19 protein-coding genes are annotated in these 17,872 nt (G+C 61.7%); 8 read left to right on the forward strand and 11 right to left on the reverse strand.

Features of this window, described 5'->3' with window-relative positions:
• Window positions 1-23: 23 nt before the first annotated feature.
• The 8 genes from uvrC to JL2886_RS06430 all read right to left on the reverse strand — a co-directional run bounded on the left by uvrC (window position 24) and on the right by JL2886_RS06430 (window position 8,501).
• The gene (gene uvrC, locus JL2886_RS06395) at window positions 24-1,904 is read right to left on the reverse strand and encodes an excinuclease ABC subunit UvrC (RefSeq protein ID WP_065273568.1); all 1,881 of its coding nucleotides are present in this window, start codon (window positions 1,902-1,904) and stop codon (window positions 24-26) included.
• A gap of 303 nt (window positions 1,905-2,207) precedes the next feature.
• A complete protein-coding gene (locus JL2886_RS06400; RefSeq protein ID WP_082996025.1) occupies window positions 2,208-3,047 on the reverse strand; it encodes an SDR family oxidoreductase in 840 nt (279 codons plus the stop codon).
• A complete protein-coding gene (locus JL2886_RS06405; protein ID WP_065271248.1) occupies window positions 3,019-3,978 on the reverse strand; it encodes a calcium/sodium antiporter in 960 nt (319 codons plus the stop codon). Before JL2886_RS06405 ends, JL2886_RS06400 begins: the two co-directional genes overlap by 29 nt.
• A 171-nt stretch (window positions 3,979-4,149) precedes the next feature.
• Window positions 4,150-4,947, reverse strand: a complete 798-nt coding sequence (locus tag JL2886_RS06410) for a S49 family peptidase (RefSeq protein WP_065271249.1) — start codon at window positions 4,945-4,947, stop codon at window positions 4,150-4,152.
• A 162-nt stretch (window positions 4,948-5,109) separates the two neighbouring features.
• Complete coding sequence (locus JL2886_RS06415; RefSeq protein WP_065271250.1) at window positions 5,110-5,871, reverse strand: ABC transporter permease; 762 nt, start codon at window positions 5,869-5,871, stop codon at window positions 5,110-5,112.
• Entirely contained in the window at window positions 5,868-6,797 is a 930-nt protein-coding gene (locus JL2886_RS06420; RefSeq protein WP_065271251.1) for an ABC transporter ATP-binding protein, read from the reverse strand. The genes JL2886_RS06415 and JL2886_RS06420 overlap by 4 nt, the downstream gene beginning before the upstream one ends.
• Window positions 6,798-6,927: 130 nt before the next feature.
• A complete protein-coding gene (locus JL2886_RS06425) occupies window positions 6,928-7,458 on the reverse strand; it encodes a CoxG family protein (RefSeq protein WP_065271252.1) in 531 nt (176 codons plus the stop codon).
• A 116-nt stretch (window positions 7,459-7,574) separates the two neighbouring features.
• Complete coding sequence (locus JL2886_RS06430; protein ID WP_082996027.1) at window positions 7,575-8,501, reverse strand: alpha/beta hydrolase; 927 nt, start codon at window positions 8,499-8,501, stop codon at window positions 7,575-7,577.
• 144 nt (window positions 8,502-8,645) lie between these two features.
• Between JL2886_RS06430 and JL2886_RS06435 the strand changes: the two genes are divergently transcribed.
• On the forward strand, window positions 8,646-9,107 hold the full coding sequence (locus tag JL2886_RS06435) for a winged helix-turn-helix transcriptional regulator (protein WP_065271254.1): 462 nt from the start codon (window positions 8,646-8,648) through the stop codon (window positions 9,105-9,107).
• A 110-nt stretch (window positions 9,108-9,217) separates the two neighbouring features.
• Window positions 9,218-9,892, forward strand: a complete 675-nt coding sequence (locus JL2886_RS06440) for an NAD(P)-dependent oxidoreductase (protein WP_065271255.1) — start codon at window positions 9,218-9,220, stop codon at window positions 9,890-9,892.
• A 61-nt stretch (window positions 9,893-9,953) separates the two neighbouring features.
• Here JL2886_RS06440 and JL2886_RS06445 read toward each other — a convergent pair whose 3' ends face one another.
• The gene (locus tag JL2886_RS06445) at window positions 9,954-10,814 is read right to left on the reverse strand and encodes a crotonase/enoyl-CoA hydratase family protein (protein WP_065271256.1); all 861 of its coding nucleotides are present in this window, start codon (window positions 10,812-10,814) and stop codon (window positions 9,954-9,956) included.
• A gap of 71 nt (window positions 10,815-10,885) precedes the next feature.
• Window positions 10,886-12,067 carry a 4-hydroxybenzoate 3-monooxygenase gene (pobA, locus tag JL2886_RS06450; RefSeq protein WP_065271257.1) on the reverse strand — a complete coding sequence of 394 codons (1,182 nt, stop codon included), beginning with the start codon at window positions 12,065-12,067 and terminating at the stop codon, window positions 10,886-10,888.
• A gap of 93 nt (window positions 12,068-12,160) precedes the next feature.
• Here pobA and JL2886_RS06455 point away from each other — a divergent pair, with 93 nt between their 5' ends.
• Window positions 12,161-13,021: a helix-turn-helix domain-containing protein gene (locus tag JL2886_RS06455; protein WP_065273569.1), complete on the forward strand. Its 861-nt coding sequence runs from the start codon at window positions 12,161-12,163 to the stop codon at window positions 13,019-13,021.
• Window positions 13,022-13,027: 6 nt separating this feature from the next.
• Here JL2886_RS06455 and JL2886_RS06460 read toward each other — a convergent pair whose 3' ends face one another.
• Window positions 13,028-13,660 (reverse strand): TetR/AcrR family transcriptional regulator, encoded by a 633-nt coding sequence (locus JL2886_RS06460; protein ID WP_065271258.1) that lies wholly within the window; start codon window positions 13,658-13,660, stop codon window positions 13,028-13,030.
• Window positions 13,661-13,812: 152 nt separating this feature from the next.
• Between JL2886_RS06460 and JL2886_RS06465 the strand changes: the two genes are divergently transcribed.
• The 5 genes from JL2886_RS06465 to JL2886_RS06485 all read left to right on the forward strand — a co-directional run bounded on the left by JL2886_RS06465 (window position 13,813) and on the right by JL2886_RS06485 (window position 17,872).
• Window positions 13,813-14,997: a lipid-transfer protein gene (locus tag JL2886_RS06465; RefSeq protein ID WP_065271259.1), complete on the forward strand. Its 1,185-nt coding sequence runs from the start codon at window positions 13,813-13,815 to the stop codon at window positions 14,995-14,997.
• 7 nt (window positions 14,998-15,004) lie between these two features.
• Entirely contained in the window at window positions 15,005-15,451 is a 447-nt protein-coding gene (locus tag JL2886_RS06470) for a MaoC family dehydratase N-terminal domain-containing protein (protein ID WP_065271260.1), read from the forward strand.
• Window positions 15,448-15,858 (forward strand): MaoC family dehydratase, encoded by a 411-nt coding sequence (locus JL2886_RS06475; RefSeq protein WP_065271261.1) that lies wholly within the window; start codon window positions 15,448-15,450, stop codon window positions 15,856-15,858. Before JL2886_RS06470 ends, JL2886_RS06475 begins: the two co-directional genes overlap by 4 nt.
• A 20-nt stretch (window positions 15,859-15,878) precedes the next feature.
• Entirely contained in the window at window positions 15,879-16,706 is an 828-nt protein-coding gene (locus tag JL2886_RS06480; RefSeq protein WP_065271262.1) for an SDR family NAD(P)-dependent oxidoreductase, read from the forward strand.
• A gap of 74 nt (window positions 16,707-16,780) precedes the next feature.
• Complete coding sequence (locus JL2886_RS06485) at window positions 16,781-17,872, forward strand: CaiB/BaiF CoA transferase family protein (protein ID WP_065271263.1); 1,092 nt, start codon at window positions 16,781-16,783, stop codon at window positions 17,870-17,872.

Consider the following 17,872-nt stretch of genomic DNA (forward strand, 5'->3'; position numbering starts at 1 on the left):
CCCCCTACCCCAAAATCAGACGCCTAGCCTTGCGCGTGGAAGTGGTCGTAGATCCGTTCTGCCAGCGCCTCGGAAATGCCGTCCACCGCCTTGAGGTCAGCGAGATTGGCGCGGCTCACCGCCTTGGCGCTGCCGAAATGAGCCAGCAGTGCACGTTTCCGGCTGGCGCCGACACCAGCCACTTCATCCAGCGGTGTCGCCCCCATCGCCTTGGCCCGTTTGGCCCGATGGGTGCCGATGGCAAATCTGTGCGCCTCGTCCCGTAGACGCTGGATGAAATAAAGCACCGGATCGTTGCGCTGCAGGGCAAAGGCATTCTCACCCAGCCGGTGGAACTCTTCCTTGCCGTGGTCGCGATCCACCCCCTTGGCGACGCCGACCATGGGAATATCCTGCACGCCGTGTTCTGCCATGATCTCCGCCACCGCCGACACCTGCCCGGCGCCGCCGTCGATCAGCAGAAGATCCGGCCACAGCCCCTTTTCCCGGTCGGGATCCTCTTTAAGCAAGCGGGAGAACCGGCGATTCAGCACTTCTTTCATCATGCCAAAGTCATCACCCGGCACCAGGTCGTCGCCCTTGATGTTGAACTTGCGATAGGCATTCTTCATCAGCCCCTCGGGGCCCGCGACGATCATGCCACCGACCGCATGGGTGCCTTGGATATGCGAGTTGTCGTAGACCTCAATCCGATTTGGCGGACCGTCTAGGCCGAAGGCCTCCGCCAGCCCCTTAAGCAGCTTGGCCTGCGTCGCGCTTTCAGCCATGCGGCGGGCCAGGCTTTCGCGGGCATTGCGCACGGCACCAGCGACCAGTTCAGTCTTTTCACCGCGTTGCGGGACCATCACCTCGACCCGGCGCCCAGCCTTCTCGCTCAGCGCCTGCTCCATCAGATCGCCATTCTCGATATCATCAGACAAGATCAGCTGCCGCGGCGGCTCCTTGTTGCTGTAGAACTGGCCAAGGAAGGCCTCCATCACCTCGGCGGGGCTGTTGTCGGCATCGACGCGGGGATAGAAATCCTGATTGCCCCAGTTCTGGTTCGCCCGGATGAAGAAGACCTGAACGCAGGCCTGCCCCCCCTCCATGTGCAGACCGATGACATCCGCCTCGGCCACGCCGCGCGGATTGATACCTTGCGCCGTTTGCACCTGTGTCAGCGCCTTGATCCGGTCGCGCAGGGCGGCCGCGCGCTCGAACTCCATCGCTTCGGAGGCCGCCATCATCTGTTCCGCCAGTTCCTCCTGGATCTTGGTGGAGCGCCCGGACAGGAACCGCTCGGCATCACGGACGCTGGCGGCGTACTCTTCGGCGCTGATTTCCCCGGTACAGGGGGCCGAGCAGCGCTTGATCTGATATTGCAGACAGGGGCGCGTGCGGCTCTCGAACATTGCGTCCGAGCAGTTGCGCAGCAGGAACGCCTTTTGCAGCTGGTTCAGCGTTCGGTTCACCGCGCCTGCGCTGGCAAAGGGTCCGAAATAGCTCCCCTTTTCCTTACGGGCGCCCCGATGCTTCTTGATCTGCGGATAGGCGTGATCCTTGGACACCAGGATATTGGGAAAGCTTTTGTCATCGCGCAGCAGCACGTTGTACTTCGGCTTCAGCTGCTTGATCAGATTCTGCTCCAGCAACAGCGCCTCAGTTTCCGTCCGCGTGGTCAGGAACATCATCGAGGTGGTAAGCGCGATCATCCGTTCGATCCGCGGACTATTGCCCGGCCGGGTGTAATTCGACACCCGCGCCTTCAGATTGCGCGCCTTACCCACATAAAGGACCCGGCTGTCGGCATCGAGCATGCGATAAACGCCGGGCGAGGAATCCAGCGTTTTCACATAGTCTTGAATGACGGCATAACCGCTGCGCGGCGGTTCCGCGGGCGATGCATCTGATGTCTGATCAATCATGTCCTGACACATATGATTCTACGCATGTCGCTGCAATGTTTCCCAGCCTGTTTCAAGAGCGGACAAATCCACCACTCCTGTGGATAAGTGTGAAGATATCTTCGGGCTATCCAGCGATTTCCCTTGTTTTCGACCGGTTTTGGATGAATGCCTAAAATTTAGGCGGATATATAAGATCTTGATTTTGTTCTGAAAATTTTCCGACGCCTGACAAGGTTTTGAAAACAAAGACACTTTTGTAACGGGTTTGTGATCATCGCGCTGGTGGTGCAAAACTTTTCGCAAAGACCGGTCCGGCAGGGGCTATTCAAGCCCGACAACGTCCGGCGTTTCCCAGGCCAGATGCTGCCCGCCATCGACACAGATCAGCTGTCCGGTAACCGCTGGCGCCTCCAGAAGATAGCCTAGTGCGGCCGTGATATCGCCCAGATTGGCGCCCCGCTGCAGCACGGTTCTGGCCCGCTGATCGTTGAACTGCTGCGGGCTCTGGCGCGGTCCCTGCAGGGTTGGCCCCGGCCCGATGGCGTTGACCCGGATCCGGGGTGCCAGCCCCTGTGCCGCCGTCTGTGTCAGCGTCCAGAGGGCGGATTTTGCCAACGTGTAGCTGCTGAACTCAGGCGTCAGCCGCCGTACCCGCTGATCGATCATGTTGACCACCAGCCCCCAGGCCTGCGGCTCATTGTTCTCATCAAACGGCTGCTCGACCTCTTGTGCGGCCATCGCTTGCATCAGCACGAAGGGAGCACGCAGGTTGCTGCCGAAATGCCGGTCCCAGCTTTCCCGCGTCGCGGTTTCAAAACTGTCATGCTCGAAGATAGAGGCGTTGTTCACAAGGCAGGTGATCGGACCGCCCAATGCCTTGGCAGCCGCAGGCAGTAGTTCTACGGCTTCAGCCTCACACAGAAGATCAGCCTGCACCAGTTCAGCGCGCCGCCCCAAGCCCCGTATCGCATCGGCAGTGGCTTTCGCCTCAGCCTCAGAGGTCGCGTAATGGACGGCAACGTCGAACCCCTGCCGGGCCAGTTTCAGGGCCATCGCCTGCCCCAGACGTTTGCCCGCTCCTGTCACCAAAGCCCGCATGGATGCCTCCCTGATTGCCTGCCTGCTTCTGTGGTCAGAGCAGAACCCACAGATAGAGCACATAAAGCCCGGTCAAGAGACCACCCCACCGGCGCGTGATGTCCATCTTGAAAAAGACAAAAGGAAAGATCAGCAGCGAGGCCGCCAGCATCACCCAAAGGTCAAAGCGCAGGAATTCGGGATCGACCGAGATCGGCCCGACAAAGGTCGCAACACCGATGATGGCCAGCAGGTTGAACATGTTGGAGCCGATGACATTGCCCAGCGCGACATCCGCCTGCCGCCGCAGCGCCGCCATGACCGTGGTGGCCAGTTCCGGCAGGGAGGTTCCGATCGCCACCAACGTCAGACCAATGACGGTTTCGCTGATGCCATACATCCGCGCGATGATCGTGGCATTGTCTACCAGCAAATCCGCGCCCAGTGGCAGGCCGACCAACCCCAGAACGAGATAGACACCAATGCGCCAGAACGGCATGTCGGGGTCGGCTTCCTCGATGTCTTCCAGATCATCCGCTGCCTCCGCGTTCCCATTCCGGTTACGCCGGTGTGCCCGTGCCTCGCGGAATGCACCGCCCAGTACAATCGCCAGCGCCGCCAGCAGGATCAGCCCCGACCACAGGGTGAACACCCCGACAAAAGCCAACGCGATGAACAGCACCGAGGCGATGAGCATGTAAACATAGTTCTTCTGCGTCGCACATTTGCTGGTATCCAGCCGCATCAGGATCGCAGGCACGCCCAGAACTAGAAGGATATTGGCTGTATTGGATCCTACGACGTTGCCCATCGCAATGCCGTCGGCACCTTCCATAACCGCGCTGATGGCGATCAGAAGTTCCGGCGCCGAGGTACCAAAGGCCACGATGGTTAGACTGACGATCAGGGCCGGAACGCCAAGGCGCAGCGACAGGTTCACCGCCCCGCGCACCAATGCGTCCCCGGCCAGCAGCAGGATCACCAGGCCCAGTCCACAATACAACCAAGGCATCATCGCCGTGGTCCTCCTTTTCCGCAGGCGCAGGGCCCTTTGCCAATCCTAAAGCGTCCGCAGGACGGGCAACGCGCAGATTTCAGCTGCTTGTGCCCGGGCAGCCGGAGCTTTCCGAACATGGCCATAACCGCCATAACAACCAGGAAAATGGAAACGATTTTGAGCAGCACGTCAGAGGCCAAACCGCGCGAATTCCGCGCGTTCCTCAAGGCCACCCAGGGCATCCTGTGCCATCTGCATGCCGAACCGGCTCAGAAACGGGCGTTTCATGCCATAACGGCGGATCCGCACCTTGTCGCCGTAGCGCTGCTTCAGTTTCGGCAGCAGATGCGCGATCCCGTCAATCAGGCCCAGTTCGGTTGCCCGCCGGGCCAGCCAGACCTCGCCGGTGAACAGCGGTTCATCCTTGCTCAGCGCATCGCCGCGACGGCTGGTCACGTGATGGATGAAATTGGTGTGAATGTCGTTCAACAGTCTTTTCAGGCGCGCCACGTCTTCGGGGTTTTCAGGACGGAACGGATCCAGCATCGATTTGCTTTCGCCTGCCGTGTAGACCCGGCGCTCCACCCCCTGACGGGCCAGCAGTACATGGGCACCAAAGCCCGCGGAAATCACGCCGATCGAACCGACGACGGAACTGTCATCTGCCCAGATTTCATCCGCCGCGGCCGCCAGCCAATAACCGCCAGAGGCCGCCACATCCTCGACAAAGGCGATCACGGGGATCTCTTTTTCCTCGGCCAGGCGCCGGATGCGCGCGCCGATCAGCGAACTTTGCACCGGTGAGCCGCCCGGAGAATTGATCTCCAGCGCGACGGCAGCGGGCTTGCCCTTGCTAAAGGCACGCTCCAGCACAGGGGCCAACGCCGCATCGCTCAGACTGCCGCGTCCCGGCATTCCGATCGCGCCGGACAGGCGGACCACAGAGACAAGAGGCGGCTTTTTGACAAAGGGTATGCGCAGGATCATGGCGCCGATGTAGAATGCCCCCCGCCCCGAAACAAGGTCCCCGGGGCAGGGAAACGACCGCAAAGGGAAAAAGCACCTGTGCGCAGGCAATTTTGCAACGCACCACCCCGGGCAAACGTCCGAATGTTGCGGCCCGCCTGCCTGCGCTGTATCGCCCAGCGATCAAGACCGGATGCGCCAGCCGGTTTTGAAAATCCACCAGATCACCGCAAGGCACAGGCAGGTAAAACCACCGATGGCCAAGAGGCTGGTCCCGACCGGGACATCTGCGGTGCCAAAGAAGGACCAGCGGAAGCCCGAGATCAGATAGACCACCGGATTGAACATGGTGATCTTTTGCCAGATCGGCGGCAACATCGAGATCGAGTAGAAAGATCCGCCAAGAAACACCAGCGGAGTCACGATCAGCAACGGCACAAGTTGCAGCTGTTCAAAGTTTTTCGCCCAGATCCCGATGATGAAGCCCAACAGCGCAAAGCTGAGGCACGTCAGCAGCAGGAACAGCACCATGGCAAAAGGGTGCGCGATGGACAGATCTACGAACAGCGAGGCCGTGCACAGGATCACCACCCCAATGAACAGCGCCTTGGTCGCGGCCGCCCCGACATAGCCGAGGACAATCTCAAGGAAATTGATCGGCGCCGACAACAGCTCGTAAACCGTGCCGATGAATTTGGGGAAATAGATCCCAAAGGAGGCATTCGAAATGCTCTGCGTGATCACGCTCAGCATGATCAGCCCCGGCACGATGAAGGCGCCATAGGCGATGCCCTCGACCTCGTCGATGCGGCTACCAATGGCGGCGCCAAAGACCACGAAATAAAGCGAGGTCGACAGGACCGGCGACAGGAAGCTTTGCATCAGCGTGCGAAAGAAGCGCGCCATTTCAAAGCGATATATTGATGCAACCGCCGTCCAGTTCATGACTCTTCTCCCGCGACAAGACCGACAAAGATATCCTCAAGGCTGGATTGGCGTGTCACCACATCTGACAGCACCAGCCCGGCCGCAGCCACATCGTTGAGCAGCGCGGTGATGCCGGTCCGCTCGCCCCTTGTGTCGTAGCTGTAGATGAGTGACCGCCCGTCCGCGCCCAGTTCCAGCCCATGCGCTGCCAACGCCTCGGGCACTTCGGTGATCGGCGATGTCAGCTGCACTTCCAGCTGCTTGCGGCCCATCTGCGCCATCAGATCAGCCTTCTCCTGCACCAGCAGGATCTGCCCCTTGGTGATCACCCCGATCCGGTCGGCAATGGCTTCGGCCTCTTCGATGTAATGGGTGGTCAGGATAATGGTGACGCCATCGGCCTTCAGCTCGCGCACCACCTCCCACATGTCCTTGCGCAGTTCCACATCGACACCGGCGGTGGGCTCATCCAGGAACAGCACGCGCGGCTCGTGGCTTAGCGCCTTGGCGATCAGCACCCGGCGTTTCATGCCGCCCGACAGTTCCTTGATCTGGCTCTTGCGCTTGTCCCAGAGGGATAGCTTCTTCAGGATCTCCTCCAGCAGCGCGTCATTCTTGGGCTTGCCGAACAGGCCGCGTGAAAACCGCACCGCGTTCCAGACCGTTTCAAACGGTTCCAGATTGATTTCCTGCGGCACCAGCCCGATCAGCCGACGCGCCGCGCGGAATTCCTGCAGGATATCATGCCCAGCGACGGTGACGCTGCCTGATGTGGGCGTGGTGATACCGCAGACGGTTGAAATCAGGGTTGTCTTGCCCGCGCCATTCGGCCCGAGCAAGGCAAGGATTTCGCCCTCTTCAATCTCCAGAGAGGCCCCTTTCAGCGCCTCGAACCCACCTTCGTAGGTCTTGCGCAGATCGCGTATAGACAGGATCGCTGACATGGCCTCTCCCCATATTTTCGTTGAGCGCAGGCTATCCAGCCACTGATCCAGCCACCAGTGGTCAGGCGCGCAGTTGCATGTGCGCCAGCGCAGAGAGAAAGGCTACGGTCAGGCGCCGATCAGCCGCCCCTTAGCCGCCCGTCATTTTCTTGAACCAGCCTTTTTTGCCTTCACCCTCTTCGCCGCCATCCTCGGCGCCGTCTTCCCCAGCGTTTTCCGCTTCGGGCGCCAGATGAGTCTGCAGGTTGACGAAGAACTGATCGGCCATCTTCTTGGCAAAGCCGTCGATGATCCGGCTGCCCAGTTGCGCCAGCTTGCCTCCGACCTTGGCTTCGACCTCATAGCTCAGCATGGTGCCGCCATCAGAGGGTTCCAGGCTCACCTTTGCGCCGCCCTTGGCAAATCCGGCCGCGCCGCCCTTGCCTTCACCGGCGATGGTCAGCTTTTCGCCTGGAACCAGATCCGACAGGGTCACCTGCCCCTTGAAGGTCGCCTTGACCGGGCCGACCTTCTGGGTAACCGAAGCCTCGAAGCCTTCCTCCGGGGAGCCCGTTACCTCGGTGGCGCCAGGCACGCAGGCTTTCAGCACCTCGGGGTTCAGCAGCGCGGCGTAGACCTCGGTCGGCGGGGCGGCAATTTCCTTCTGATCACTCATCTGCATGGCGGGTCCTCCGTTATGGCCGGGTGTCGGCAGTCTCTTATCCCTTACAGACCTAGCCGCCACCCTGCCGTCTGCCAAGACGGAAGCGTCACGCGGGTGCAAAGGGCACCCCCTGATCACTCCTCTTCGACCGACGCGACCTCAGGTGTCAGATGTTCGACAACCCGGGCGATCACACTGTCATCCCGCAGGATCTTGCCATGTCCCAGCCCCGCGGTCACATGCAACCGCGCCCCCGGCCAGCTGTCCGCCAAGGCACGCCCTTCCGAGGTCGGCACCACACGGTCCGCATTGTCATGCACAATCAGGGACGGTTGCGCCAATCCGCGGGCAAGATCGGTGCCGCGCAGCGCATCGAATGGAAGACCATAGCGTTTTTCCAGCAGGGTCTGCGCGCCTTTTGCCACCTTCGGCCCAAAGCCCAAAAGCCGGGCGATCTTACCCAGATAGGCCGCCAGATCCGTCGGCGGCGCCAATAGCGCAACCCGTCGCACCCGGAGTCCCCGCGACAGTGCAGCCACCGTGGCTGCCGCGCCATTGGAGTGGGCGATAATCCCGGCCAACGGCCCCAGATGCGCCGCGACCTCCTCGGTTACCCACAGCATTTCCGGCAACGAACTGCGACGCCCCGGAGCTGCCCCGTGGCCCGGCGCGTCAAAGGCCACGACCCGGAACCCGGCCTTGACCAGTGGCGCCGCGAAACCGCCGAGCTGCCCGGCCCGGCCCGACATGCCATGTACCAACAGGATGGTCGGCAGAGGCGCCTCATCCAGGACACCATGGCCACGTGGCGTCGCGCGCCATTCATAAAGTGGAATCTCGACACCCGATTGCAGCCGCAGGGGCCGCGCAGCCGCTGCCAGCAGCCAGTCCCGCTCCCGTTTCGGCAACTTTTGCCGTCTTGGCCGGGTGAACAGCGTCGCCAGCACGAAAGAGGCCGCCGCCGGAGAAATAGCCTCCAACATGCCCGATGCCCGCTGGAGCATCGCCAGGGAGGGCGATGGGCGGCGTTTGAGCGTTGCATTCGATGTGACACTGACCATGGCAGGTCCTCCTGATGTCGGGGCGCGGCGGCTGCAGCCCGGGATTTCGTGGGGTCTGCGTAGTTGCCGCAATAGTTAGTTCCTATTTAGAACTCATTATCAGTTCTATTTGAGAACCTTGTCAATCCATGCTAGAACTGCCTCATGAAATGGCATGACATGAAAGAAGCCGCCTGCCCGGTGGCGCGGGCGATGGGGGTGGTGGGCGACCGCTGGACCCTTTTGATTTTGCGGGAATGTTTCCTGGGTGTGCGCCGGTTCGACGACTTCCAGAAAAGCCTAGGGATCACTCGGCATCTGCTCGCCGAACGGCTGAAACGGCTTGAGGCGATGGGCCTGCTGGAGCGCCGCCCCTATCAGGAACGCCCCCTGCGTCACGAATACCGACTAACCGAATCGGGCAAGGCCTTTGCCCCGGTGATGCTCGCCTTACAGGACTGGGCGCGCAGCAATCTTCCCAGCGAGGCCCCCTCTCCCCTCTCCTTTATCCTCAGGGACGGCGGCGAGGAGATCGAACCGGTGGTGACCGACCGGCACACCGGACAGGAGTTAAACCACCGGACGGTTCTGATGCGCTATAGCGACGAGGCAAAATCCAGCGACTGAGACACTGCACAGGAGCTGTGCAAAGGGAGCAGGCTGCTTTGGTCGGCGTTTATCTTGACGTCAAGATTTCCGCAATATATCTCGACAACGAGACAAAAAGGAGATCCGTCATGAAAATCATTCTCTTCGGCGCCACCGGCGATGTCGGAAGCGCGACCTTGCGCGAAGCCGTGAGCCGCGGCCACCATGTTACGGCCGTGGCCCGGGACACCAGCCGCCTTGGCCCCCTGCCCACCGGCGTCAACGCCCTGTCGCTCGACCTTCTCGGCAAGCCCGACGCGGCAGCGGATGCCGCAGCCGGACATGATCTGGTAATCAGCGCCCTGCGCCCCGCTGCAGGGCACGAAGATGAGTTAGTTCCCCTCACCCGCGCCGCGCTGAACGCGGCTGCATCAGCGGGGATCCCCGCGCTGATCACTGGCGGCGCGGCGCTCCTGAAACTGGCTGATGGCAGTGGCCACACGGTTCTGAGTGCCCCCGATTTCCTGCCGGACGCAGTGCGCCCCATCGCGCAGGCCTGCGCCGATCAGGACGCGCTTCTGGAACAGGACACAGCAGCCACCTGGACCTGCCTGCGCCCGCCCGCGATGCTGTTGCCTGGGCCACGGACCGGCCACTATGAATTTGGTACCGATACGCTGGTCACCGACGCAGAGGGCCAGTCGCAGATCACCTATGCGGATTTCGCGGTGGCGATGCTGGATCTGGCCGAAGCGCCTCAGGTCGCTCGCCGTCGCCTGACCGCGGCCTGGACGGCTCCCGCACCAGCCATGCAGCCCGGCTGACGCCAAACCGCACTCTATTGCGCCGCCGCGCCGTGCCCCCCCAGGGCATGGCGCCCGGCCGTTACCGGTTGCCCTTCGGGATTTCCTCCTGCCGGGTCCAGTCGTATGTGCCCTCATCACGCTCCCAGACCGCCTGTTTCCAGCCCTTTTCCTCGGAACGTTCCTTGAAAGCGATACCTTCCGGAGAATGGCGAGTGATGCCATCGAATACCGTCGCCAGCCGCTGGGTCTGCATCAAACCGGTCTGCTCGATCGCCTGGTTGATCACCATTTTCTGCATGGCCAGCTGATTGATCGGAACCGTGGCCATGCGGGCCGCCATCTCCTCTACCGCATCGTCCAGCTGCTCTGCTGGCACCGCCTTCAGCACCAGTCCCATATCGGCTGCCTCGCGCCCCGAAATCTTGTCACCGGTGAACAGCATCCGCTTGGCCCGCTCGGCGCCAAGTCGATAGACCCACATCGCCGTGGTCGGGCAGCCCCAGACACGGGCGGGCATGTATCCGATCTGCGCATCCTCGGCCATGATCGTCATATCCGCGCACAGCGCGATATCCGATCCGCCCGCGACCGCAAAACCGTGCACCTTGCAGACCACAGGCTTCACCGCACGCCACATCGACATAAAATGCTGGGTGTTTTCCCACATGAACCGGTAGTCCTTGATGGGATCCCACGGCATCGGCTGGGTGGCCTCACCCGACCCGTTGCCCTCAGCATAAAAGGTCAGATCATAGCCAGCGCAAAAGGCATCCCCCGCGCCGGACAGCACCATGACGTGCACGCCCGGATCCGCATCTGCGCGCGCGACGGCCGCCGCAAGATCCCGCGGCATCTGGTCGTCGATGGCGTTCATGGTCTCCGGCCGGTTCAGCGTGATGCGCGCGATCCGGCCGTCTTTTTCATAGGCAACTGTCGTCATTTCTTCCTCCCTCAATTCCCGAGGGAGGAAAGCACGCCCGGAGGCTAAGACCTAGCCGGGCGAACGCGACGTCAGTAGGGCAGGCCCACATAATTTTCGGCGAGCGAAGCCTGCGCCGCATCCGAAGAGAACAGGTAATCAAGGTCGGTACACTGCAGGCGCTGATCCACTTCCTGCGCATCCGGGAAGAGATGCAACAGGTTGGTCATCCACCAGCTGAACCGTTCTGCCTTCCAGACCCGGGCCAGTGCCTTTTCCGAGTAGCCATCCAGCCCGGCGCTGTCGCCATTGAGGTAGTGATCCATAAAGCCATGGTAGAGATAGTAGATATCCGACGCCGCCGAATTCAGCCCCTTGGCCCCGGTGGGCGGCACGATATGCGCCGCATCCCCGGCCAGGAACAGATTGCCATAGCGCATCGGCTCGGCCACGAAACTGCGCAGCGGCGCGATGGATTTCTCGATCGACGGGCCGGTTTCCAGCCCAGCGGCCACATCCTCAGGCAGGCGGCTCTTCAGCTCTGCCCAGAAAGCATCATCCGACCAGTCCTCGGGCTTATCCGTCAGTGGCACCTGAATGTAATAGCGGCTCAGCACCTGGCTGCGCATCGAGCAAAGCGCAAAGCCACGCTCGTGACGGGCATAGATCAGCTCGGGCGAGACGGGCTTGGTTTCCGACAGAATGCCCAGCCAGCCAAAGGGATAGACCTTTTCGTATTCCTTCAACACATCGCCGGGAATAGATTTGCGGCTGACCCCGTGGAACCCGTCGGCGCCGACGATGAAATCGCAGTCAATCCGGTGCTCGGATCCGTCTTTTTCGTAGGTGATATAGGGGCTTTCGGACTTCAGATCATGCGGCTGCACATTGGCGGCCTCGTGAATGACCACCCCGTCCATGGCATCGCGGGCGGCATATAGATCACGCGTCACCTCGGTCTGGCCATAGACCATGACCGTGGCGCCATCTGCATATTTTTCCAGATCGATACGGTCGTTGCGCCCCTGATGGGCGATATAGAAACCTTCGTGCACCTCGCCTTCGGCATCCATGCGCGCTCCGCAACCGGCTTCGCGCATCAGATTGACGAAACCATGCTCCAGCACACCTGCCCGGATCCGGCTCAACACATAGTCGCGGGATTGCCGTTCCAGTACGATGCTATCGATCCCCTTGCGGTGCAACAGCTGCGACAACAGCAGGCCCGAAGGACCGCCTCCGATGATTGCGACTTGGGTTTTCTGCACGGTCATAAGCGCGTCTCCGTTTCATGGTGACGGGCAATATGACGCGGGGTCCGGGTTTTGCGAATGGACCATGCGCGCAAGTTCTTGTACATTTCGCACATGACCAGCGCTCTTCAGATCCGCAGCTACAACCTGTTCGGGGAAACCGATGAACTGGCGGACGTGCTGCATGTGGAGACGATCCGCTCCCGCTCCGAGCAGCATGATTGGCAGCTGTCACCGCACCGGCACGCCCGGCTGCATCAGGTGCTGTTCATGACCAGTGGCGGCGGCGTGGTGGACCTGGACGGCGGCGCCCATACCCTGCCCGCCCCCTGTTTCGTCAATATACCGCGCGGGGTTGTTCACGGTTACACGTTCGAACCAGAGACCAGCGGCTGGGTTGTCACCCTGCCCTCAGACCTTGTTGATCACTGCATCCGCAGCGGCGAAGGCGTGCGCGGCCCGCTGGATCATGCCTGCGTTTTGCCGCTGCCGCCCGACCTGCGCAGCATGGCCGAAACGCTTTATCAGGAATACCACGGCCAGAATTTTGCCCGCGCTCAGCTGCTGCGTTCGCTCGCCGGAACCCTGACCGCCCTTGTCGCCCGCCATATTCACACAGCTGAGGGCGGCGACCGTCAGAATGGTGGCAACCCGATCTTTTCCCGCTTTGAAACCCTCGTAGAGCAACATTTCCGCAGCCGCCGCCCGCTGGCGGAGTATGCACGCGATCTCGCCGTCTCCCCGACCCATCTGAACCGGATCGTGCATCAGGTCACGGGCCAGTCCGCATCGCATCTGGTGAATGAACGCATGCTGCGCGAAGCCCGGCGGATGCTGCTTTACACGTCGCTCAGCGCGGCGCAGATCGCCTATGATCTTGGGTTCAGCGATCCCGCCCATTTCAGCCGCGTCTTCACCAAGGGCACCGGCATGCCGCCGCGCGCCTTTCGCAAACAATTGGGCGACAGCGCCTGACACCGATCAGCGCTTGCTGCCCCCGGCGCCTGGCAGCAAACCATTCAGGATCATTGCAAGATACTGTTCGGCAATTTCTTCGTGGGGAACCGGCCGGTCAGTGCGGTTCCAGAAAGGGATCCAGTTCAGCGCGCCAAACACCCCGGCCGCCACAAGACGCGGATCGCAATGGCGGATGACGCCTTCGCGAATACCCTTCTCAATCAGCATCCGCAGCTGAAAATCCACCCGCGCTTTACCCTCATGCAGGGCCTCGCGCCGCTCGGGCGACAGGCTGTGCGCCCGCACCATGGCCAGGCTGGCACCAAGATCGGTGGACACCCACTCGCAATAGCCGCGGATCAGTCGCGAAATCCGCTCAGCCACTGGCAGGCTGTCATCTCGGCTGATCTCCATCACCTCGCCCAGGAATTCCAGGCTCAGCTGGTGGCAACCGAACAGGATGTCCTCCTTGCTTTGCACATAATAGTAGATCGTGCGCTTGGTGATGTTGAGCGCGGCGGCGATATCCTCAAGCGAGGTCTGCTCATAACCCTGATCGTTGAACAGGCGCGCACCGGCCATCAGCACTGCGCGGCGTTTGATCTCGCGCTGCGCACTGCGGCTGTCTGCCGTTTTCGTCCAGGTTTTATTGCCCATCGCCGCTCTTCCCCCGGCCTGCCCCACGCGAGGCCTGATCTATTGACGCCCGGTAATTACACTCATCAGTTACACTCTTCTTGACAGTTTGCCCAGCCCGAACCGAAAGTAACCCGGAAGTGTAATTCCGACTCGCGCAAGGGAGAGAGCCAATGTCTGCACATGTGATGGTTGCCGGGGTGGGTATGACCAAATTCGCCAAACCCGGCCAGAATGAACCCTATACCGAAATGGGCGCTGCCGCCGTGCGCGATGCGCTGCAGGACGCGGGCCTGCCCTATGACGCCGTGCAGCAGGCCTATGCGGGCTATGTCTATGGGGACAGCACCTGTGGCCAGGCGGCGCTCTACAAGGTTGGCATGACCGGAATTCCGGTGATGAACGTCAACAACAACTGCTCGACCGGTTCGACTGCCCTGTTCATGGCGCGTCAGGCGGTGGAATCGGGTGTTGTCGATGTGGCGCTGGCGCTTGGCTTTGAACATATGAAACCCGGCGCACTGACCTCGCACTGGGATGACCGGCCCAGCCCGTTCGATGCCTTTGACGCGGAAACCGACGATCTGGTCGGCCAGCCCGAGATCCCGCTGGCGCTGCGCTATTTCGGCGGTGCGGGCAAGTCGCACATGGAGAAATACGGCTCTTCCATGCTGGACCTCGCGCGCATCCGCGCCAAGGCGAGCCGCCATGCGGTGAACAACCCGCTGGCCCTGTTCCGAAATGAGCTGTCGCCCGAGGATGTGCTAGAAAGCCCCACCATCTGGGGAGGCGTGATGACCCGCCTCATGGCCTGCCCGCCCACCTGCGGCGCGGCGGCGGCGGTCGTGGTCAGCGAGGCCTATGCCAAGAAACACGGGCTGAACACCAACGTGCGCATCGCGGGCCAGGCGATGACCACCGATTACGCCAGCACCTTTGACGCCCACGACATGATGAAGGTCGTCGGCTACGACATGACGGCAGCCGCCTCGAAACAGGTGCAGGAGCAAACCGGCATCGGCATTGAAGACGTCGACGTGGTCGAACTGCACGACTGTTTCGCCCATAACGAGATGATCACTTACGAAGGCCTTGGCCTCTGCCCCGAAGGCGGCGCATCCAAGTTCATCGCCGATGGCGACAACACCTATGGCGGCAAATATGTGACCAACCCCTCGGGCGGGCTTTTGTCCAAGGGACATCCCCTTGGCGCGACCGGCCTTGCGCAATGTTACGAGCTGACCCGCCAGCTGCGCGGCACCGCAGGCAGCACGCAGGTCGAAGGCGCCCGCACGGCGCTGCAGCACAACCTCGGCCTTGGCGGCGCCTGCGTCGTCACCATGTATCAGGCGCAGTGAGGCGGCGATGATCGACACCTCTTACATCGGCCACGTGACCGATCCCTATGCGGTCACGGTGGAGAAAGGCCGGTTGCGGGATTTTGCCCGCGCAACCGGCCAGAGCGACCGCGTCTATCTGGATGAGGAGGCCGCGAAGGCGGCGGGCTATCGTGGACTGCTGGCGCCGCCCACCTACCTGTTCTCGCTGGATCTGGACCGCGAAGATCCGTTCTATTTCATCACGCTCTTGAAGATCGACATCGCAAAGGTCCTTCATGGTGAGCAGGCCTTTACCTATGGCGCGCCGATGTGCGCCGGGGATACCATTACCCTGGTGAGCAAGGTCACTGACATCTACGCCAAGAAAGGCGGCGCCATGGAGTTCGTGCATCTGAAAACCTCGGCTACCAACCAGCTCGGCGAAGACGCAGGCAGCATGACCCGCACCGTGATCGTGAGGCATCCGCAATGACCATGCCAACCTATGCAGAGATCAATGTGGGCGATCAGCTGCCGCCCCTCACCACCAAGGAAATCACCCGCACCACGCTGGCGTTGTTTGCCGGCGCCTCGGGCGATCACAACCCGATCCATATCGACATCGACTTCGCCAAACGCGCAGGAATGCCGGACGTCTTTGCCCATGGCATGCTGAACATGGCCTATTTGGGGCGCCTGCTGACGGGATGGGTGCCGCAATCGGCCTTGCGCGAATTCACCACCCGGTTCGTGGCGATCACTCAGGTTCACGCGGTGATCACCTGCACCGGCAAGGTGGTGGAGAAACGCGACGGCAATCTGGTGGCGCTTGAGATTGAGGCCGCCGATCAGAACGGTGAGGTCAAACTGTCCGGGACCGCCCTGATTGAGCTGCCATAACGACAAAGGACACTGAAGAGATGAGCAAACTTGCAGGCAAGACCGCCTATGTCACTGGCGCCGGACGCGGTATCGGCCGTTCCATCGCGCTGAAACTGGCCGAGGACGGCGCCAATGTGGTGCTGAACGATCTGGACGCGGAACCCGCAAACGCCGTCGTTGCCGAAATCGAAGCGATGGGCCGCAAGGCGCTGGCCATTCCCGGATCAGTCACGGCGGCAGGCTTTGCCGATGATTTTATCCAGGCCGGGATCGACAAGTTCGGCAGCATCGACATCATCGTCAACAATGCCGGCTACACCTGGGACAGCTTCATCGGCAAGATGAGCGACGAACAGTTCGATGCCATGATCGACGTGCATCTGAAGGCGCCCTTCCAGATCCTGCGCGCGGCGTCGCCCTTTATCACGCAAGCCGCAGCAGCCGAGGCTGCCGAGGGCCGCGAGGTCTTCCGCAAGGTGGTAAATATCTCGTCGATTTCGGGCACCGGTGGCAATCCCGGACAGGCGAACTATTCCGCCGCGAAATCCGGCGTCATCGGCCTGACCAAGACGATGGCCAAGGAATGGGGCCGCTTCAAGGTCAACGTCAACGCGGTGGCCTTTGGCATGATCTCCACCCGCCTGACCGAGGCCACGGACGAAAAGAAATCGATCGAGGTCGAGGGCAACAAGATCGGCATCGGCATCCCCAAGAAACTGGTGCAGGGCATGGAGATGATGATCCCCGTGGGCCGTGCGGGTACGCCCGAAGAGGCCGCCGGCGGCGTCTACCTCTTCTGCATCCCCGAAAGCAACTACGTCTCGGGCCAGACCCTGATCGTGGGCGGTGGCCTGTCCGGCACCTGACCCACGCGACATTCAGAAACAGCGCACTGGCCCGCCCCACACCGGGGCGGGTGTTACTACGGGAGACGACATAAATGCTGGAAGGCACCCGCATCATTGAGGTCGAAGGCCTCGGCCCCGGCCCATTCGCGGCGATGACATTGGCCGACATGGGCGCCGATGTGATCTGCATCCACCGCAAAGGCGGCGGTGTCACCCCCGGCATGCCGGAGCGTTCGGTACTGGACCGCGGCAAGCGATCGATCGAGCTGGATCTGAAGGCCCCCGAAGACATCAAGACCTTCATGGCGCTGGTGGAAAGTGCCGACGGTCTGATCGAAGGCTTCCGCCCCGGCGTGATGGAAAAACTCGGCATCGGCCCCGAGGCCTGCCATGCGGTGAACCCGGCCCTCGTCTTTGGCCGCATGACCGGCTGGGGCCAGGACAGTACCCTGTCCCATGCAGCGGGGCATGACCTCAACTACATCTCCCTGTCTGGCGCGCTTTGGTACGGGTCAAATCCCGGCGATTCACCGCTGACACCAGCCACGCTAGTCGGCGATATCGGCGGCGGCGCCATGTATCTGGTGGCGGGTATGCTGGCCGGAATCCTGCGCGCCTGCACCAGCGGCGAAGGCTGCGTCGTCGATGCGGCGATCTATGACGGCTCGGCCCATATGATGAACCTCCTGATGAGCATCCGTCAGGCCGGGAACTTTGGCGATGCGCGCGGGCAGAACCTGCTTGATGGCCCGCACTGGAGCCGCACCTACGCCTGCGCCGATGGTGGTTTCATGTCGGTGCAATGTCTTGAGCCGAAGTTTTACGTCCAGTTCCTGTCATTGCTGGATCTTGCGGAGGATGCCGATTTCCAGCGTCAGTTTGACAAATCACTCTGGCCCGCGCTGACCGGGCGTCTGGCCGGGATCTTTGCCAGCCAGCCCCGCGATCACTGGGCAGGTATTTTTGAGGGCACCGATGCCTGCGTCGCGCCTGTCCTCAGCCCCGGCGAGGCGCTGACCCATCCTATGAACACCCGCGGCACCTGGGTGGAGGCACATGGCGCGCTTCAGGCCGCCCCTGCCCCGCGGTTCTCGGACGCAGCCGACTGGACCCCGCCTGCCAGCCCGGCACGGGGACAACACGCAGATGAAATTCTGGCCGAGCTTGGCCGAAAGAAGGATTGA

The organism is Phaeobacter gallaeciensis (genome assembly GCF_001678945.1).
Classification (GTDB): Bacteria; Pseudomonadota; Alphaproteobacteria; order Rhodobacterales; family Rhodobacteraceae; genus Phycobacter; species Phycobacter gallaeciensis_A.